Genomic DNA, 13,911 nt, shown 5'->3' with positions numbered 1-13,911 from the left:
GAAACATCAATCGCAATGCGGACATGAACGTGTTGGTCTAGAACTCTCCAACGATTCCGCCATCTCCGATAAATGTGAGGTTTCGGCGGGTAACCGAGCTCATATTCTCGCTGATAAATCGAACCGATCCATCACCAAGAAGGATGTGCATCCCCCCGACGTGCAGGCTTCCAGGACGTCCCCAAGAGCCGAGCAGACCAACGCGTCGAACGTGTCCGTCGTATCCCCAATTCCAGTCGTTGATGTTGTTGTTCGCAATGTCGATCCCGGGCTGCGCCCATCCGCGGTAACCCCAGTTTGGCGACTGTCCGTTGAAGACGGTCATGAGTGTTTCAGCGATTGCGATTGTGTTGCTGCTACCGTCGGTAATGTCGCCGAATCGGCAGCGACTTCCGTCTCCGAACATGGTTCGATATTCGAGAGGGGTCGTTCCCCAAACTTCGCAGGGACCAGTGACCCAGCCCATTGCGCTGAAATCATAGTTCGTTCGAGCACCACCGGTTCCGGTATTCCCCGGAGAAATTCCGTAGTGATTGCTGGGATCGGGTGTGTGACGAACTCCTGGATCGGATGGACAAACAAACGCAGGAATGATTGTTTTCACAACCATCGCGTTGTCGTTCGTAGCAGGATCGACATTCATCGTGTACTGAGAGCCACTCGGTATGGCCTCAGAAGAAGAAAACGCCGATGATGTCGTTGAGAAATTATACTTGTTATACAGAGTCCCTTGCTCGATTCCGGGGAGAAGAAATAACCAGCCATTATGGTTGAGCAGCGGGTTCGAGCAGCGGCCGATTGCAGACGGCGGGAGCGTGTTCATGGTGTCGTGGTAGTTATGAAGAGCCAACCCTAGCTGCTTCATGTTGTTTTTGCACTGACTCCTTCGTGCTGCCTCACGCGCCTGCTGAACCGCAGGCAGAAGTAGCGCGATCAAGACAGCGATGATCGCAATCACGACCAGTAACTCGATTAGCGTAAACCCACGTAATTTTGTTTTTGAGGTCAATGAACTGGATTGGGAAGTAGTCGAACTACAACAGCGGCGTTGGCACTTGGGGAAAATGCTCATAGAGAACTCCTGTTTCCTCTTGAAACGAGTGAAAATAACACGTGGAGTAAGCGCACTAAAAACTTAAGAAGAGTGGATCGATTGAAACCAAAGTTAATGCGGAGCAGCGACATTGATCATACGAACCAATGTTGATTTTGCGAACCACCTCACGGAAATACTTTGCAATATTTCATTGCACAAAGTGCAATTCCCTTCTTGAGAATGGTCGATTGATATCAGGTTTCGCCGCAAATAATTCGTTGATCCCCAGCCGATTCTCCAGGCAACTCTGCTGTCAAGCTGCGACTCCTTCGGTTGCGTTCGCGTAAACCCCTGCCTCTACTTACTCGGTCATTTCCAATCGCACGCGACTGAAGTTCGAGAATAACGGACGTCACGCCACAGAAGTACACTCACGTGGCCACACAATAAACAGCGATGCTAAATACCAATAATGATCAGCCTTCTACAAAACTAATTACCATCCAGTTTGCCGACCGCTTTTCCATCGTATGCAGCCGTAAAGCGGTCGCATCCCGTTGATTTGCTCTTCCATCTCTTTCAATAATCACGAGACAAAGCAGGGCAGTGTTATTGATGTCCCCGCACAGTTTCAGAACTGTGAACATCGCGTCAAAACCCTCATCGATTGAATGTCATTGTTCATCCACACAACGGCTTGCAGACTGTGATTCAGAAGCAATGTGTGTCCGAATCGAATCGAGACTTCAGTGATTGACACTTCAACACCTCGAAGCGACAGATCCACATGCAGCGAGCGAAAAAAATTTTGACGATCCAAATACGTCAGCATCACCTGCACAGCCCACAATGAGAGGCCTCGATTCTATCTGCAGCAGTGAACTGAACTCCAAAGAAAAAGTGCCCTCACGAGTCCGGCAACTGTGACTGATGGTCTGCGTTCAAGACTGAGCTCAGTCGCAGTTGATCCTACACCGAAACAGAACCTTGCAGCGTGCCGTGTTGGATCTTGAAAGCCAATGCATGGCGATCACTTAGGCGCGAGTCTCGACTCGCGCCGTCACTTATGGTGAATAGGTTGAACATCGAGGATTTCGAGGCCACTCAAGTCCATCATCACGTTGAGGGGAGGACGGCTATGATGGCGCGACTGCCGTCAAAATCGCCCTAATCGACAAGAACATCTCCTTACACAGGTACAGCGGGAGTCACAATTGCGTTGACGGGAAAAATCGATTGCACCGGCTGAAGCGATAATTCGCGAAATGCCGTGGCCTATTGCAATCCCCGTGACCCTCACGGCCGTTGATTCAGCCATTCTCCGCACCGCATGTGCAAGCACTTTCTCCAGTGTCGTCGGCAAATCGCATTCATGATTTTCGAATCAAATCTACATTAACACGTGCTCACAACAGTAAAACTAGGTGCTCTGCAAAAAGGTTGCGGCCACTCCAGGCCGCAAAACAGCGACCAATCTACACCCAACAGTGTATTCGGTGCTTCAGGCTTTTTCGGAACAACCGGACCAACTCATACTTCAGGCACGATGTCTGAAATCGTCGCCGCATGCAGGATGAGATTGTTGAGTATCCGAGAAACAACTGACGAAAAACATCAGGGATGGCTTTACCGGCCTCACTCATACAACTGCCCACTGCCTCTCCAGAACTTTTCAGAGAGGGTTGAAGGATCAACCGGGCAGAGTTGACTTCACGGAGGATCTTTCAAATGACTTGGCGCCCAAGGCGACTCGGCAAACTCATTCCTGCCTGCCTGGTATCACTGGCATGTGCATCAGGATGTACGAGTCTCAAAGAGTACGTCGATAACGGATTCAAAGTCGGTCCGAACTACAAGCGTGCAGCTGCCCCTGTCGCGAATGAGTGGATCGATTCACAAGACAGTAAACTGTCAACCGTTCAGCCAGACCTTCGTAACTGGTGGACGATCTTCAATGATCCCGTCCTCGATCGATTGGTGAATACAGCCTATACCCAGAACATTACACTTCGCGAAGCTGGCTTCCGTATTCAGGAAGCACAGGCTATGCGAGCTGTGGTGGCTGGGAATCTGTTCCCGCAAGATCAGGCCGTCCTCGGCGGTTATACCCGAACTCAGACCAGTCAGCAGAGTGCGTTTGGAGCGTTCGCGTTTCCTCGCTTTGATAACTGGCAGATCGGCTCTTCGTTGACATGGGAACTCGACTTCTGGGGTCGATTCCGCAGAGCGATTGAAACCGCAGACGCACAACTCGATGCATCGATCGAGAATTTTGACGACGTCCTCGTGATTCTCGTTGGCGACGTTGCCTCGAGTTATGTGGAGCTGCGAACACTCGATCGACGACTGAATGTGGCGAAGACAAACGCGACATTGCAAAGCGAGAGTGTGCGAGTTGCTCAGGTCCGCTTCGATGCAAGAGCCGTCAACAGCGAACTCGACACCCCTCAAGCGAAGGCCAACCTCGGTAATACACTGGCTGTTGTCGAACAGCTGGAAATTGCCCGCCGACAGGTTGAAAACCGATTGTGCGTACTACTGGGGATGCCTCCACACGATCTGACATACATTCTGGAAGGTGAACGGGACATCCCGGTTCCACCTCCGTCTGTGGCAGTCGGAGTTCCAGCGGAACTGGTCTGGCGTCGTCCCGACGTTCGTCGTGCAGAACGACTTGTTGCAGCTCAGAGCGCTGAAATTGGCTTTGCTGAATCCGAACTGTATCCACACATTTCGATCAACGGCCAGCTCAGCTGGAGTGCGGCAGAGTTCTCCGACATGTTCAAAACCAGTGCGTTTGGTGGTTCGATTGGACCGCAATTCCGCTGGAACGTGCTGAACTATGGCCGCTTGCTCAACAACGTTCGTGTTCACGACGCCCGCTTCCAAGCCTTGGTTGCGACGTACCAGCAAACAATCCTCAACGCGAACGAGGAAGCTGAAAACGCGATTGTGGCATACCGTCACTACCTCAATCAGGTCGAGGTTCTCGACAAGAGTGCCCTGGAAGCGGCTGACGCGGAGCGAGTTGCTCAGATTAAGTATCGTGAAGGTGAAATCGACTTTAACCGCTTGTTCACAGTTCAACAGCTACTCCTCAGTCAGCAGGAAGCACTCGCCGCTGCTCAAGGGAATTCTGCCAAGTCCCTCGTTCAACTCTACAAGGCACTCGGCGGCGGATGGGAACTACGACTGAACAATCAAGCCGCAGTGACAGTCTCGGTTTCATCCCCAACTGACTGGAGCGAAATTCCAGGTGACCCAGTTCACGTTCCCCTTGTTGAGCCTGTTCCGGTTCCAGCTGTGAAAGAAAATGAATAATGATGACTTCTAGCACGATGAATCTGAACGGAATGACACGCAATCTGATGCACATTGCCATCGTACTGATTGCCACCATGACGCTGACTCAGGTCGGCTTCGGCAGCGAAACTTGCGACTCCAAAGTTGCTACCGCCGCACCAGCCAAGGCCAAATCATGGAACCTGTTTGCCAATTGGGGAGCAAAGAAAGCCTGTAACAAGGGCTGCCAGAAGGGATGTCAGAAAGAGTGCTGCGAGCCACGTCCAGCTCCATGCCCAGTCCCAACCTGCTGCCCGGATGATTATTGCAGAAAGCCTCTGCCAACAGGGTGCTTCGGCCTGACGAACTGCTGGTACAAATGCGTTCCAACTGCTCCACGTTGCTACCAGAATGCAACTTGCCGCTGCCAAGGTGCTCCCGGACTTTGCGTGAAGGGGAGCGACTGCACGCCGTAGTCGTTAACTAATCTCCATCATCGATTGAATCCTGCCTTGTTGCCACTCTTACCAGTGCAACAAGGCAGGATTTTTTATTTGACGTTTCGAAAATGTGAACGCATTACCAACGCCACTCTCGACCGAATTGAATTCAATACCGTCGGATGATATGAACGTGCGGATCGCATTCACATGATCCGGAGCACAGCATGTTCAATTTGAGTTTTTCGTTTTCTTCAGGCGTGCAATGGCTGCACGTCGCGTTTTGCATGCTCCTACTAATTACACAGGCTGCTCCTGCCTTTTCTCAACATCCTCCATACGATGTTTACCCCGAAGCGAACCCACCGTACTACAGGGTGCGTTACGAGGCATCAGAGGCTCCGGGCGAACTGAAGTACCCTGTGAATTACACAGTCTGGATTCCAGAGGGTGTCCAAAAGCTGCGTGGAGTTATTGTTCATCAACATGGATGCGGGGAAGGATCGTGCCAGTCAGGATTGACAGGAGCGTACGATCTTCACTGGCAGGCTCTCGCCCGCAAGCATGATTGCGCACTTCTCGCCGCCGCTTACGAGCAACGGGACAACGAGGAATGCCAGAACTGGTGTGACCCTCGAAACGGGTCCGACGCAGCCTTTCAAAGATCACTCGCAGATCTGGGGAAACAATCCGGCCATGCCGAACTGGCTGAAGTCCCATGGGCAATTTGGGGGCACAGCGGAGGAGGTCACTGGGCAGGCGGCATGGCGCTACTCCATCCTGAGCGAGTTGCCGCAGCATGGCTTAGGTCTGGAGTCCCTCTCCTCGAAGGTCAATCAGCTCAAGGTGCGATTCAGCCCCATTTAATTCCTGACCAGGTTCTCAGCGTTCCGATGATGTGCAACGTCGGAATTCAGGAAGGCTTCGAATCAACAACCGGACCATTTGCCAGAGTCTGGTCAGCAAATGTCGAATTCTTCAACATCCTCCGCCCCCGCGGAGCTTTGGTCAGCGTCTCGCTCGATCCGATTTCTTCGCACGACTGTGGAAATCAGAGGTACCTCGCAATTCTCTGGCTGGATGCGTGCTTAACAGCCCGCCTCCCCGAGCAGCTTGGAGAGCCGCTCAAGCCCATGAAAGACGATCAACATCTCCCTGTTCGGCTGCAAAAGCATACTGGAATCCCTGAATCAGTGAGAAACAATCCAAGCCTCACGACCTGTTGGCTCCCCAACGCAGAGATTGCTGATGCATGGGTGAAATACAACCATGACACGAAGATCACAGACGCGTCGCCCCCTAAGGCACCCACTAATGTCAAGCTGGTTGATCACACATTGACATGGCAGGCCGAGGCCGACCTTGAAAGCGGTTTAGCGGGCTTCTTAATCGAACGGGATGGCGAACGAATCGCTCACTATCCTGAAGCTCAACAGAACCCATTTGGCAGAAAGTTGTTTCAAAACCTCACCTATAGCGACACGCCGACTCAGCCATTGAAAGAGATGAAATTTGTCGATCCGAATCCTGTCGAAGGGAAAGAGCACACTTACCGCGTGATTTCCGTGAACACCGTGGGGCTTGAATCGGAACCCTCTCCGGAAACGAAGTGATTTCATTCGGTTGCTTGCGGTTCACCTTCCGTAGAGACGCTTTCCAGAGTCCTTTTCGATTCCTTTCAGAGCTCGCTCGCCGAGGGTGGATTTCCATGACTCAGAGAGGGCAGGGCAGGCCGCCAGTTCGAGATCAAGTTCCCGGTCGCGAGGGTTTGCATACATGACGGAACTCGCAAACGAAACTGTAAACCGCGGGTGGGGCCGATCCTCCAGTTGAACCGGCATTCCAGGGGCGATCATTCCGGGCTGCAGCACTCGATAGTACCAACCGGTGCGGCCATTCTTTTGAACCTGAATCGCAAGGCGGGGCACATTCCAGCGCCGAGACAATTTCCAGCATGGCTGGCGTGGCTGGGATATCTGCAATTGGCAGTCACCGACAGAGTACACATCCCCGATGCAACATTCAGATTCATCGACTCCGTCGAGTGTCAGATTTTCTCCAAACGCCCCAAAGGAGAATGGAATGTCAGGGAGATCTTGTTTCCAACTCTCGTAGTGCCTGGCTGCATATCCGAGAATCGCCTTATCGACTCCTCCGTGATGCTTCCGGTCAGCCTGTTCATCACCAACGAGATTTGTGTAATCGACGTACACTGGTGAGGAGATCTGCTCCTTGATAATTGCGGATGACCACGGTTTGGAATCGCCTCCAGAGTCGTCCACGCCATCGAACATCTTCGCACGCCCAATCTGGATCGACACAATCTCAATATTCACAGCCGTCTCCCTCTCAACCCCGATATCCCACTGAAGTTCTCGTCGAAGACAAACAGAAGCGACACCACTGTCGCTTCATCATGAACTCAGCACAAACAAAAATTTCAGGAACAGCTCGACAGCCGATTCAATGAGGCCAGTCTGCGGGCAAGTTTACGTCCGCATCGGAGCATGGCTCTACTCTCACCCGTCAAACTGAAAAACTTCATTTCCGCGAGTCTCCCCGTACAGATTGCGTGAGGTGCCTGCGAATACAGAGGCGGGAATGGGACGTCAACTTGAATCTCACAGGGTGTTTGACGCTGTGCCGAGTTGAAAGTTCCAACGCCTGAACATTTGATCCCCAATCAGCAATTGACAACAGCCGATCCCCCCCACTAACATCCGGACGCTTTGGAGGTAAAGACGAAAAGTCTTCCTGCAAAAGCAAATCGGGGCGTAGCGCAGCCTGGTAGCGCGCTTGACTGGGGGTCAAGAGGTCGCAAGTTCAAATCTTGTCGCTCCGACTATTTTCAGAAACAAGCCCTTCGGCGAGGACGTCGAAGGGCTTTCTGATTTCAGGGCATAGGGTTACGCCGTCGAGGGTGCAGTTCAAACAGACGATTTCGAGCAATCGGCGTTTGGTGGCGTAGTCCGCGGTAAGCCATTTCTCTTTCAGGGTTTGCGAGAGTTCAAACACTTTCACCGCTAACTCGGCCGTTTCGTCCTTCGAGCGGTCCAGCACGTCCAGTTGCAGCTTGATGGACGCCAGCCGGTCGCGGATCTGCTGGTGTTTCTTGGCGAACAGCTCCTGGTCGAGTTCTTCATCCAGCCGCATGTTGATCAGGCGGTCCTGCTGCCCTGTGAGCAACGTCCGCTGGCGGAGCAGTTCGGTCTGCTGAGCCGCTGAATCGGCTTGGGCGTCTTTGGTCTGGGACCGCAATACCGCCTTGAACCAGTCCCGGACCGATGCGTCTTCGACCTTCATCTTGTCGAACAGGGCCAGCACCTGGGCTTCGATGTCCGCTTCCTTCACTCGAATACGAGGATGTCCCGGCTTCGTGTACCGAGCACAGCGGTAGTAGACATGCTCGTTGATACCGCCGTCCTTCCGCTTCTTTTTGACCAGCTCACCGGTGATCGGATGGCCGCAGTGACCGCAGGTCATGAATTGCCCGGCATAGGTCAGCGTGGTGGCCTGGTAGATGGAGCCGCCCAGCAACGCCTGCACCCGGTCCCAGGTGGCCCGATCGATGAGTGGCTCGTGTTTGCCGGGATACCAGTTCCCCTTGTATTCCAGCTCGCCGATGTAGGCTCGGTCCTTGAGAATGTTGGCGATCGAGCTGCGAGGGAATGTCGGCTGGGCCTTCCGCCAGAGACGGCCTTCGGCCTTGATCTTGTCCACCAGACCATCGAGCGTGCAGTTCTCATAGGCGTACAGGTGAAAAATGCGTTTGACGTTGGCGGCGGGTTCGGGATCGATCTCAATGATTCCCCGACCGTCTTTGCGGGCATTGCAGTAGCCATAGGGAGCGAGGCCGACGAACCAGCCTTCTTTGACACGTCTGGCCAAGCCTTCACGGACATCGACCGATTGCTGTTCGGTGTAGAAGCTGGCCATGTTGGCCAGTGTGCGCCGCATCATCCGACCGGCAGGAGTGTTTTCGGTCGGCTGTGAAACCGAAATGAACGGCAAGTTGTATTCGGACTCAAGCCGTTCGAGTTCGACGTAATCGAACAGATTCCGAGAAGCCCGGTCGACCTTGTAGAACAGCAGGCCGTCGAGAGCGAAAGCGTTCTTCTTGGCGTAGGCGATCAGTTCTCGGAACGATTTCCGTTCTTCACCTTTGCTGGCGGTTTCCGCGATCTTAAAGAACTTGACGATCTCACCGCCTGCCTGATCGGCGTAGCGTTTGAGGGCGTCTTCTTGCACTTCCAGCGAAAAGCCTTCGCGTTCCTGTTCCCGGCTACTGACACGGGCCAATGCGACGAACTGTTTCATGGGATGGCTCCGAGAAATGCGGGAACAAGAAACTTTAACCGCCTCAATTCTATCCGCTTTCCCGGTGGTCTGGGAGATTCATCCCCTTCTGGCTGGCTGTGATCACCAGAAATTTTCTGCATCCATAACGAAGCGTGATGGGAACAATTAGTCTCGATCCCGGTCGCGGCCCCGGTCGGGAGAGTGTTGCCGGAACTTGCTGCGCTCGATGGCACGATCAATGGTCGGTCGCGGGCCAGCGGAGAAGTTCCGTCCCTGATGCAGGCTGGCACCAGCCAGATGGGAATTGAGGTGGCAGGTCAGGTCTTTGATCTCCAGTTCCAAGCGACGATTTTCTGCCTTCTGCATTTCGGGTAGTTCTCGGCCTTTGGGGGTGTCCCGGAACTTCAGTTCCTTCGCGGACAGCAGCAGGCTGACATCCTGGAGCGCATAATCCTTTAATCCATCCCGCCCGAAGCGCTGATAGACCGCATTGAGACGGACCAGCTTGTCATCCAGCCAGGACTGTCCCGGCGTTCCCGGATTCCCATTCTGCTCAGACATCGTTTTCATCCTTTCGGTTCCAGTGGTGACAGGGCATCAAACATCAGACCGGCGCTCCGGATCATGCCGATGGCCTCATCGATGGAGAGCGGTTCCCGGTAATACGGTTGCCAGGTTTTCAATGTCAGCTCGACCAACTCCGGAGTGATCCATGCCGGTGTCCCGGACGGAAGACGCAGCGATGACGCTGCCGTTTCCGGTGGCTGGCAATCGGGTTTTCGATTGCGGCGGGACATGGGATGGTTCTCTTTCAAGCTTGAGAAGGATTGTCGTTCTGGAGCAGTTCGAGCAGTGCCCGGCGGATGATTTCGTAGAACTCGTTATCAGCGTCGCGCCACTCTTCTTCCCGCAGGCAGGACTGAATGACACGGCGGCAGTGCATGGCCGTTTTCCGGGCCAATGAGTCGATGGATAAAGGAGGATCTGGCATGGGAACTCCTGTTTCACGTTGAAGCTCTCAAGGAGAGGCATGGCGGAGAAACAGACCGGCGCAGACTTGGGATTGCCTGCACCGGTCTGAACTCAGGCACGCTTCAATCGGCTGGCATGCCCAGGATGCGACCCACGCCATAGGCGAAATCCCGCAAGGCGTCCGGGTTGTGGTGAGCCATGGAGCTGAATATCAGCCCCAGCAGCCCCAGGACGGTCAGAATGGCCAGCACCGTCGCCAGCCAGGTTACGAACAGTTTTTCGATCACATTGAGGGTGTTACACAGCAGGTCTGCAAAGTTTTCCAGCATGACTAATCATCCCTTTCTCGGTCTTTGTGGTCCCGTTCGGGGACCGGTTGGTTGTCGAGTTGTTGCAATTTTTCATCCACAATGGAGTCGCGCCGTGAGGCGGCGACCTCACCGGGAGTGACAGTCCCATACAAGCCGTACTCCGGTTGTTGGGCGACGTTCGATTCGGGATACAGGGCACCGCGCAGTTCACGCAGTCCCTGCCGGAACATCGCCGACGCGTGTTCCGACCCCCATTTGGTGGGCTCACTGGACATCATTCATTTCCTTTCAAAAAAAGGGTTTAGAAACGGCCTTCGCGGAGCTCGCGAAATCGTTCGGACAGCTGTTGTTGCTCGACCATCTGGTCATGCATCCGCTCAGCCTGTTTGCGGTACCAGATCTCGACGAGTGAGACCGAGAGGTTCAGGCAGAAGGACCCCACGATGAGATACAGTCCCAGGGGGATGCTGATCAGCAGGAGCATCAAGCCCACCAGGAGCACGAAGATCGGTTCGACCTTGAGCTTGATGGTCGCTTCCGAGAACCAGGGAAAATTCTTCAGCAGGCGGGGATACCCCGAATAACGAGAATGTTCCTGATTCGAGATCTTGCGGAAGTACCGCCACTGGGCCATCAACTGATGGCAGGCACTCGCAAAGACGTACAATCCCAGGAACACCATCATGGACTGATAACCCTGATCGTATTCCGCAAAGAACCCGGCCCAGACGAAGATCAACAGGACGGCCCAGACGCCGTTGTTCTCCCGAAACCGCGAGCCGAACCGGTATCGCAGGAAGACCAGACAGGAATCCGCCCAGGCATTGATGAGCAGGATGAGGAATCCCATCCCTTGTCGGGCATCGGCCAATGGTGGTTGTGAGTGTGTGGGTTGCATCGCAATAACTCCTTGAAGGTGATGTCAGCGCGCACCTTGAGCGCAAACGGGGGTCAAGAACTTTCAAACCGACGAGGCCGGAATGCTCGTTAGAACTGCTGGCGGAAGGTCACGGGTCGCCAGGGACGACCCGTTTCATGGAACCGACGTCCTCCCTGATAGAGGATGGCGTCCACGGACCAGTGCGGCGGTCCCCCTTTGCGGAGACCCGCGAAGACACTGGGTTGGACTTCGTATTCCATGGACTCACTCACACCGGCACTGCTTTGCGGATGAGACATCCCCAGTAATGAGTCCAGGAAATCGGTCGGTTGATAACTGTGGCTGGCGTTCGAGAAGAACTGCCGGGTGCGGCCGATCAGCTCCGCCGCATACTGGTTGGTTTTGATATCCGCCTGCTGATGAAAAAACTGTGATTGTAGATTCCCGAGCAGGCTGTGAACTTCGGCTTCCGCCTTGTCTCCGAACACGGACAGATAGTTCGAGATACTCTGAGTCGCATAGACGGTCGCCACACGGGAACTCCGCGCCGTTGTCTGAAACATCTGGTCGGACGAAACTGCCAGCAGATGGCTTTCATCGCAGACCAGGAACACTGGCCGGGGATTGTCGCGGACGTTCCGCCGTTCCATGGCCCGCTGAAAGCAGTATTTCCAGAGGATTTGCACATACGTGCCAACCTCGCCGAATTGCTTGATGGGCAAATCGAGGATGATGATCTTGCCATCCAGAGCCGCTTCGGGAGTGAGATTCGTTTCACCACCCATGAGTTGCCGGATGGTGCCACGATTGAGGACATCGAGCATGCTGGTGAACGTGCTGAGGACGATGCTGCGGGTCTTTTCGCTGAGGTTCGGCCACTCGACCAGAAAGAAATCGACGACGATGTTCAGGTCATGCGATTTGTGGTCCCGGTTCGCGGGGCAATCGGCTTGCTGCAAACACTGGAAGCAGAACGAACTCTCCCGCCACTCCGGCGAGCGGACCTGTTCGGGAGAACCGGCCGCCGAGACCACCACTCGATAGAGATCTTCAACCGACAGACGACCGGTCGCCATCGCCAACAAGTCGATGGTGTTCCGCATCAACTGGCGGTTGGTCCGCTTCCAGTAGCCGGAATCGTCCCGGCCATCCTGCCCGGAACTGCGTTCGCAGACTTCGAGCAAGGTACTGAGCAACGCGACGATGTTTTCCGTCAACCCGGCCCCCGCATCCTGTCGCTGGAGTTCGGCATCGATCGGGTTATAGCGCCACGGTTCGTTGATTCCGAAGACGATCAGATCGTGCAGTCGGCCGGTTTTCCGGCAGTAGGCTTCGTAAGTCTGCCGATCATCCGGCTTGACAGTGAAGAAAATCCCGCCGAATCCAGCATTCAGAAAAGACTCACAGATCGCCGCCATTGTTCCGGTCGATTTGCCACTGCCGGTACTTCCGAAAGTCTGCGTTCCCTGACAGGCATCGCCGATCGTCCAGTGATCGTGTTTTGAGAACGACAGGATCGGTGTCGCCAGATCCCACTGCCGCAGTCGGGCACGGCGACTCAATAATGACCACATGAGATTTCTCCTGTTGAAATGGAAGTGTGTCAGATGGCGGCCTTCGACTGATCCCGAAGCATCTTGATGAATGTGGACAGTTCGACGCCCTGGGGCCGAACCTTCCTGGCTTTGGCGAGCAGGTCCTCGATGAGGGAAATGAACCGTTCCAGATCCAGACCGTCACTGGTAACAGTGATCGACCGGCCGGGAGCCAAGACGGCGGTCGCACGGGAAGGCATCGCTGATGTGGACGGCTCTTTGCGTTCCGCCTTGAGCGCACCGGTCAGAGCATCACGGGTAAGTCGGCCGCACTCGACCTGCTGACTCAGTTCGGTCTGCCGGTCGGCATCGCTCACTTTCGCTAGTTCATAGGCCGCACTGACCGCGATTTGGCCCTGGTCCACTTTCTGTTGCAAGGCCATCGGCAGAGAGAGAAGTGACAACAGACGTGTGGCAGTCGCGTTGGAGAGGCCGAGCTTGGCGGCGGCTTGAGAGGCATTCCAGCCAGTGGTTTCCATGAGTCGCTGGAGGGCACGGGCTTTTTCCATCGCGGAAAGATCCTCCCGCTGGCAATTGGCGATCAGCTGTCGCTGAATCACTTCCCCGTCATTGAGATCTTTCTCTTCGATGATCACGGCGATGGTCGTCATCCCGGCCTTAGGGGCGGCCCGACGGCGGCGTTCACCATCAACGACAATGTACGTGTCACCGACCTTGCGGACTCGGATCGGTTGCAGTTGGCCCAGTTCCTTGAGGCTTATCGCTAGTCCGTGAATCGCCTCTTCATCGAAGTGCGTTCGTACCTGGCTGACGGTTTGAATCTGGTCCAGCGAGAGGTATTGAATCTGTTCGCGGCTCATGACAGGAACTCCTGTTACAGAATGAGGGAGAGAAAGGAGGAGCGGTGATTCCCGGAGAACGCACCGCCCCTCGCCAGGAGAGGCTGCATCAGCATTCCCCGGTCAGCAATCCTTTGGCGTTACGGAAGCCCATAATGCCGATCACCAGATCATCCAGTTGCCCAATCCCCAGCAGCGGATCAGGAATGAAGTCGAGCGGTGAGATCACATACAGCACAGCAGCCACAATCAGTAAAACGGCTTTGGTTCGATCATTCATGGCGATCACGTTCCTT

General features: G+C 54.5%; 15 protein-coding genes and 1 tRNA gene. 4 read left to right on the top strand and 12 right to left on the bottom strand.

Features of this window, described 5'->3' with window-relative positions; all coding sequences use genetic code 11:
* Positions 1–37: 37 nt before the first annotated feature.
* The gene (locus tag SH668x_RS11935) at positions 38–1,072 is read right to left on the bottom strand and encodes a DUF1559 family PulG-like putative transporter (protein WP_437185287.1); all 1,035 of its coding nucleotides are present in this window, start codon (positions 1,070–1,072) and stop codon (positions 38–40) included.
* Positions 1,073–2,764: 1,692 nt separating this feature from the next.
* Between SH668x_RS11935 and SH668x_RS11930 the strand changes: the two genes are divergently transcribed.
* The 3 genes from SH668x_RS11930 (at position 2,765) to SH668x_RS11920 (ending at position 6,371) form a co-directional block, all read left to right on the top strand.
* Positions 2,765–4,357, top strand: coding sequence for an efflux transporter outer membrane subunit (locus SH668x_RS11930; protein ID WP_437185286.1), 1,593 nt, complete (start codon positions 2,765–2,767; stop codon positions 4,355–4,357).
* Positions 4,357–4,794, top strand: coding sequence for a hypothetical protein (locus SH668x_RS11925; RefSeq protein ID WP_437185285.1), 438 nt, complete (start codon positions 4,357–4,359; stop codon positions 4,792–4,794). The genes SH668x_RS11930 and SH668x_RS11925 overlap by 1 nt, the downstream gene beginning before the upstream one ends.
* Before the next feature lie 191 nt (positions 4,795–4,985).
* Positions 4,986–6,371: a hypothetical protein gene (locus SH668x_RS11920; protein WP_437185284.1), complete on the top strand. Its 1,386-nt coding sequence runs from the start codon at positions 4,986–4,988 to the stop codon at positions 6,369–6,371.
* Between the two features lie 21 nt (positions 6,372–6,392).
* Here the strand turns inward: SH668x_RS11920 and SH668x_RS11915 are convergent, their stop codons facing one another.
* The gene (locus tag SH668x_RS11915; protein WP_437185283.1) at positions 6,393–7,094 is read right to left on the bottom strand and encodes an MOSC domain-containing protein; all 702 of its coding nucleotides are present in this window, start codon (positions 7,092–7,094) and stop codon (positions 6,393–6,395) included.
* A gap of 432 nt (positions 7,095–7,526) precedes the next feature.
* Between SH668x_RS11915 and SH668x_RS11910 the strand changes: the two genes are divergently transcribed.
* Positions 7,527–7,600: transfer RNA gene (locus SH668x_RS11910), tRNA-Pro, on the top strand.
* Here the strand turns inward: SH668x_RS11910 and SH668x_RS11905 are convergent.
* The 10 genes from SH668x_RS11905 to SH668x_RS11860 all read right to left on the bottom strand — a co-directional run bounded on the left by SH668x_RS11905 (position 7,582) and on the right by SH668x_RS11860 (position 13,895).
* The gene (locus SH668x_RS11905; RefSeq protein WP_437185282.1) at positions 7,582–9,075 is read right to left on the bottom strand and encodes a recombinase family protein; all 1,494 of its coding nucleotides are present in this window, start codon (positions 9,073–9,075) and stop codon (positions 7,582–7,584) included. The two genes, SH668x_RS11910 and SH668x_RS11905, sit on opposite strands and share 19 nt — an antisense overlap.
* 147 nt (positions 9,076–9,222) lie before the next feature.
* Positions 9,223–9,618: a hypothetical protein gene (locus SH668x_RS11900; protein WP_437185281.1), complete on the bottom strand. Its 396-nt coding sequence runs from the start codon at positions 9,616–9,618 to the stop codon at positions 9,223–9,225.
* Between the two features lie 5 nt (positions 9,619–9,623).
* Positions 9,624–9,854 (bottom strand): hypothetical protein, encoded by a 231-nt coding sequence (locus SH668x_RS11895; protein WP_437185280.1) that lies wholly within the window; start codon positions 9,852–9,854, stop codon positions 9,624–9,626.
* 14 nt (positions 9,855–9,868) lie between these two features.
* A complete protein-coding gene (locus SH668x_RS11890) occupies positions 9,869–10,048 on the bottom strand; it encodes a hypothetical protein (RefSeq protein ID WP_437185279.1) in 180 nt (59 codons plus the stop codon).
* Between the two features lie 103 nt (positions 10,049–10,151).
* A complete protein-coding gene (locus SH668x_RS11885) occupies positions 10,152–10,358 on the bottom strand; it encodes a hypothetical protein (protein WP_437185278.1) in 207 nt (68 codons plus the stop codon).
* 2 nt (positions 10,359–10,360) lie between these two features.
* On the bottom strand, positions 10,361–10,618 hold the full coding sequence (locus SH668x_RS11880) for a hypothetical protein (protein WP_437185277.1): 258 nt from the start codon (positions 10,616–10,618) through the stop codon (positions 10,361–10,363).
* Between the two features lie 23 nt (positions 10,619–10,641).
* The gene (locus SH668x_RS11875; RefSeq protein WP_437185276.1) at positions 10,642–11,238 is read right to left on the bottom strand and encodes a hypothetical protein; all 597 of its coding nucleotides are present in this window, start codon (positions 11,236–11,238) and stop codon (positions 10,642–10,644) included.
* Between the two features lie 89 nt (positions 11,239–11,327).
* Positions 11,328–12,794 carry a type IV secretory system conjugative DNA transfer family protein gene (locus SH668x_RS11870; RefSeq protein ID WP_437185275.1) on the bottom strand — a complete coding sequence of 489 codons (1,467 nt, stop codon included), beginning with the start codon at positions 12,792–12,794 and terminating at the stop codon, positions 11,328–11,330.
* Positions 12,795–12,823: 29 nt separating this feature from the next.
* Positions 12,824–13,636: a ParB/RepB/Spo0J family partition protein gene (locus SH668x_RS11865; protein WP_437185274.1), complete on the bottom strand. Its 813-nt coding sequence runs from the start codon at positions 13,634–13,636 to the stop codon at positions 12,824–12,826.
* A gap of 88 nt (positions 13,637–13,724) precedes the next feature.
* Positions 13,725–13,895 (bottom strand): YkvA family protein, encoded by a 171-nt coding sequence (locus tag SH668x_RS11860; protein ID WP_437185273.1) that lies wholly within the window; start codon positions 13,893–13,895, stop codon positions 13,725–13,727.
* Positions 13,896–13,911: the final 16 nt, after the last annotated feature.

Origin of the sequence: Planctomicrobium mucosum, assembly GCF_051466335.1 — a bacterium.
Classification (GTDB): Bacteria; Planctomycetota; Planctomycetia; order Planctomycetales; family Planctomycetaceae; genus Planctomicrobium.
This window is presented reverse-complemented; position numbering and strand designations above follow the sequence as displayed.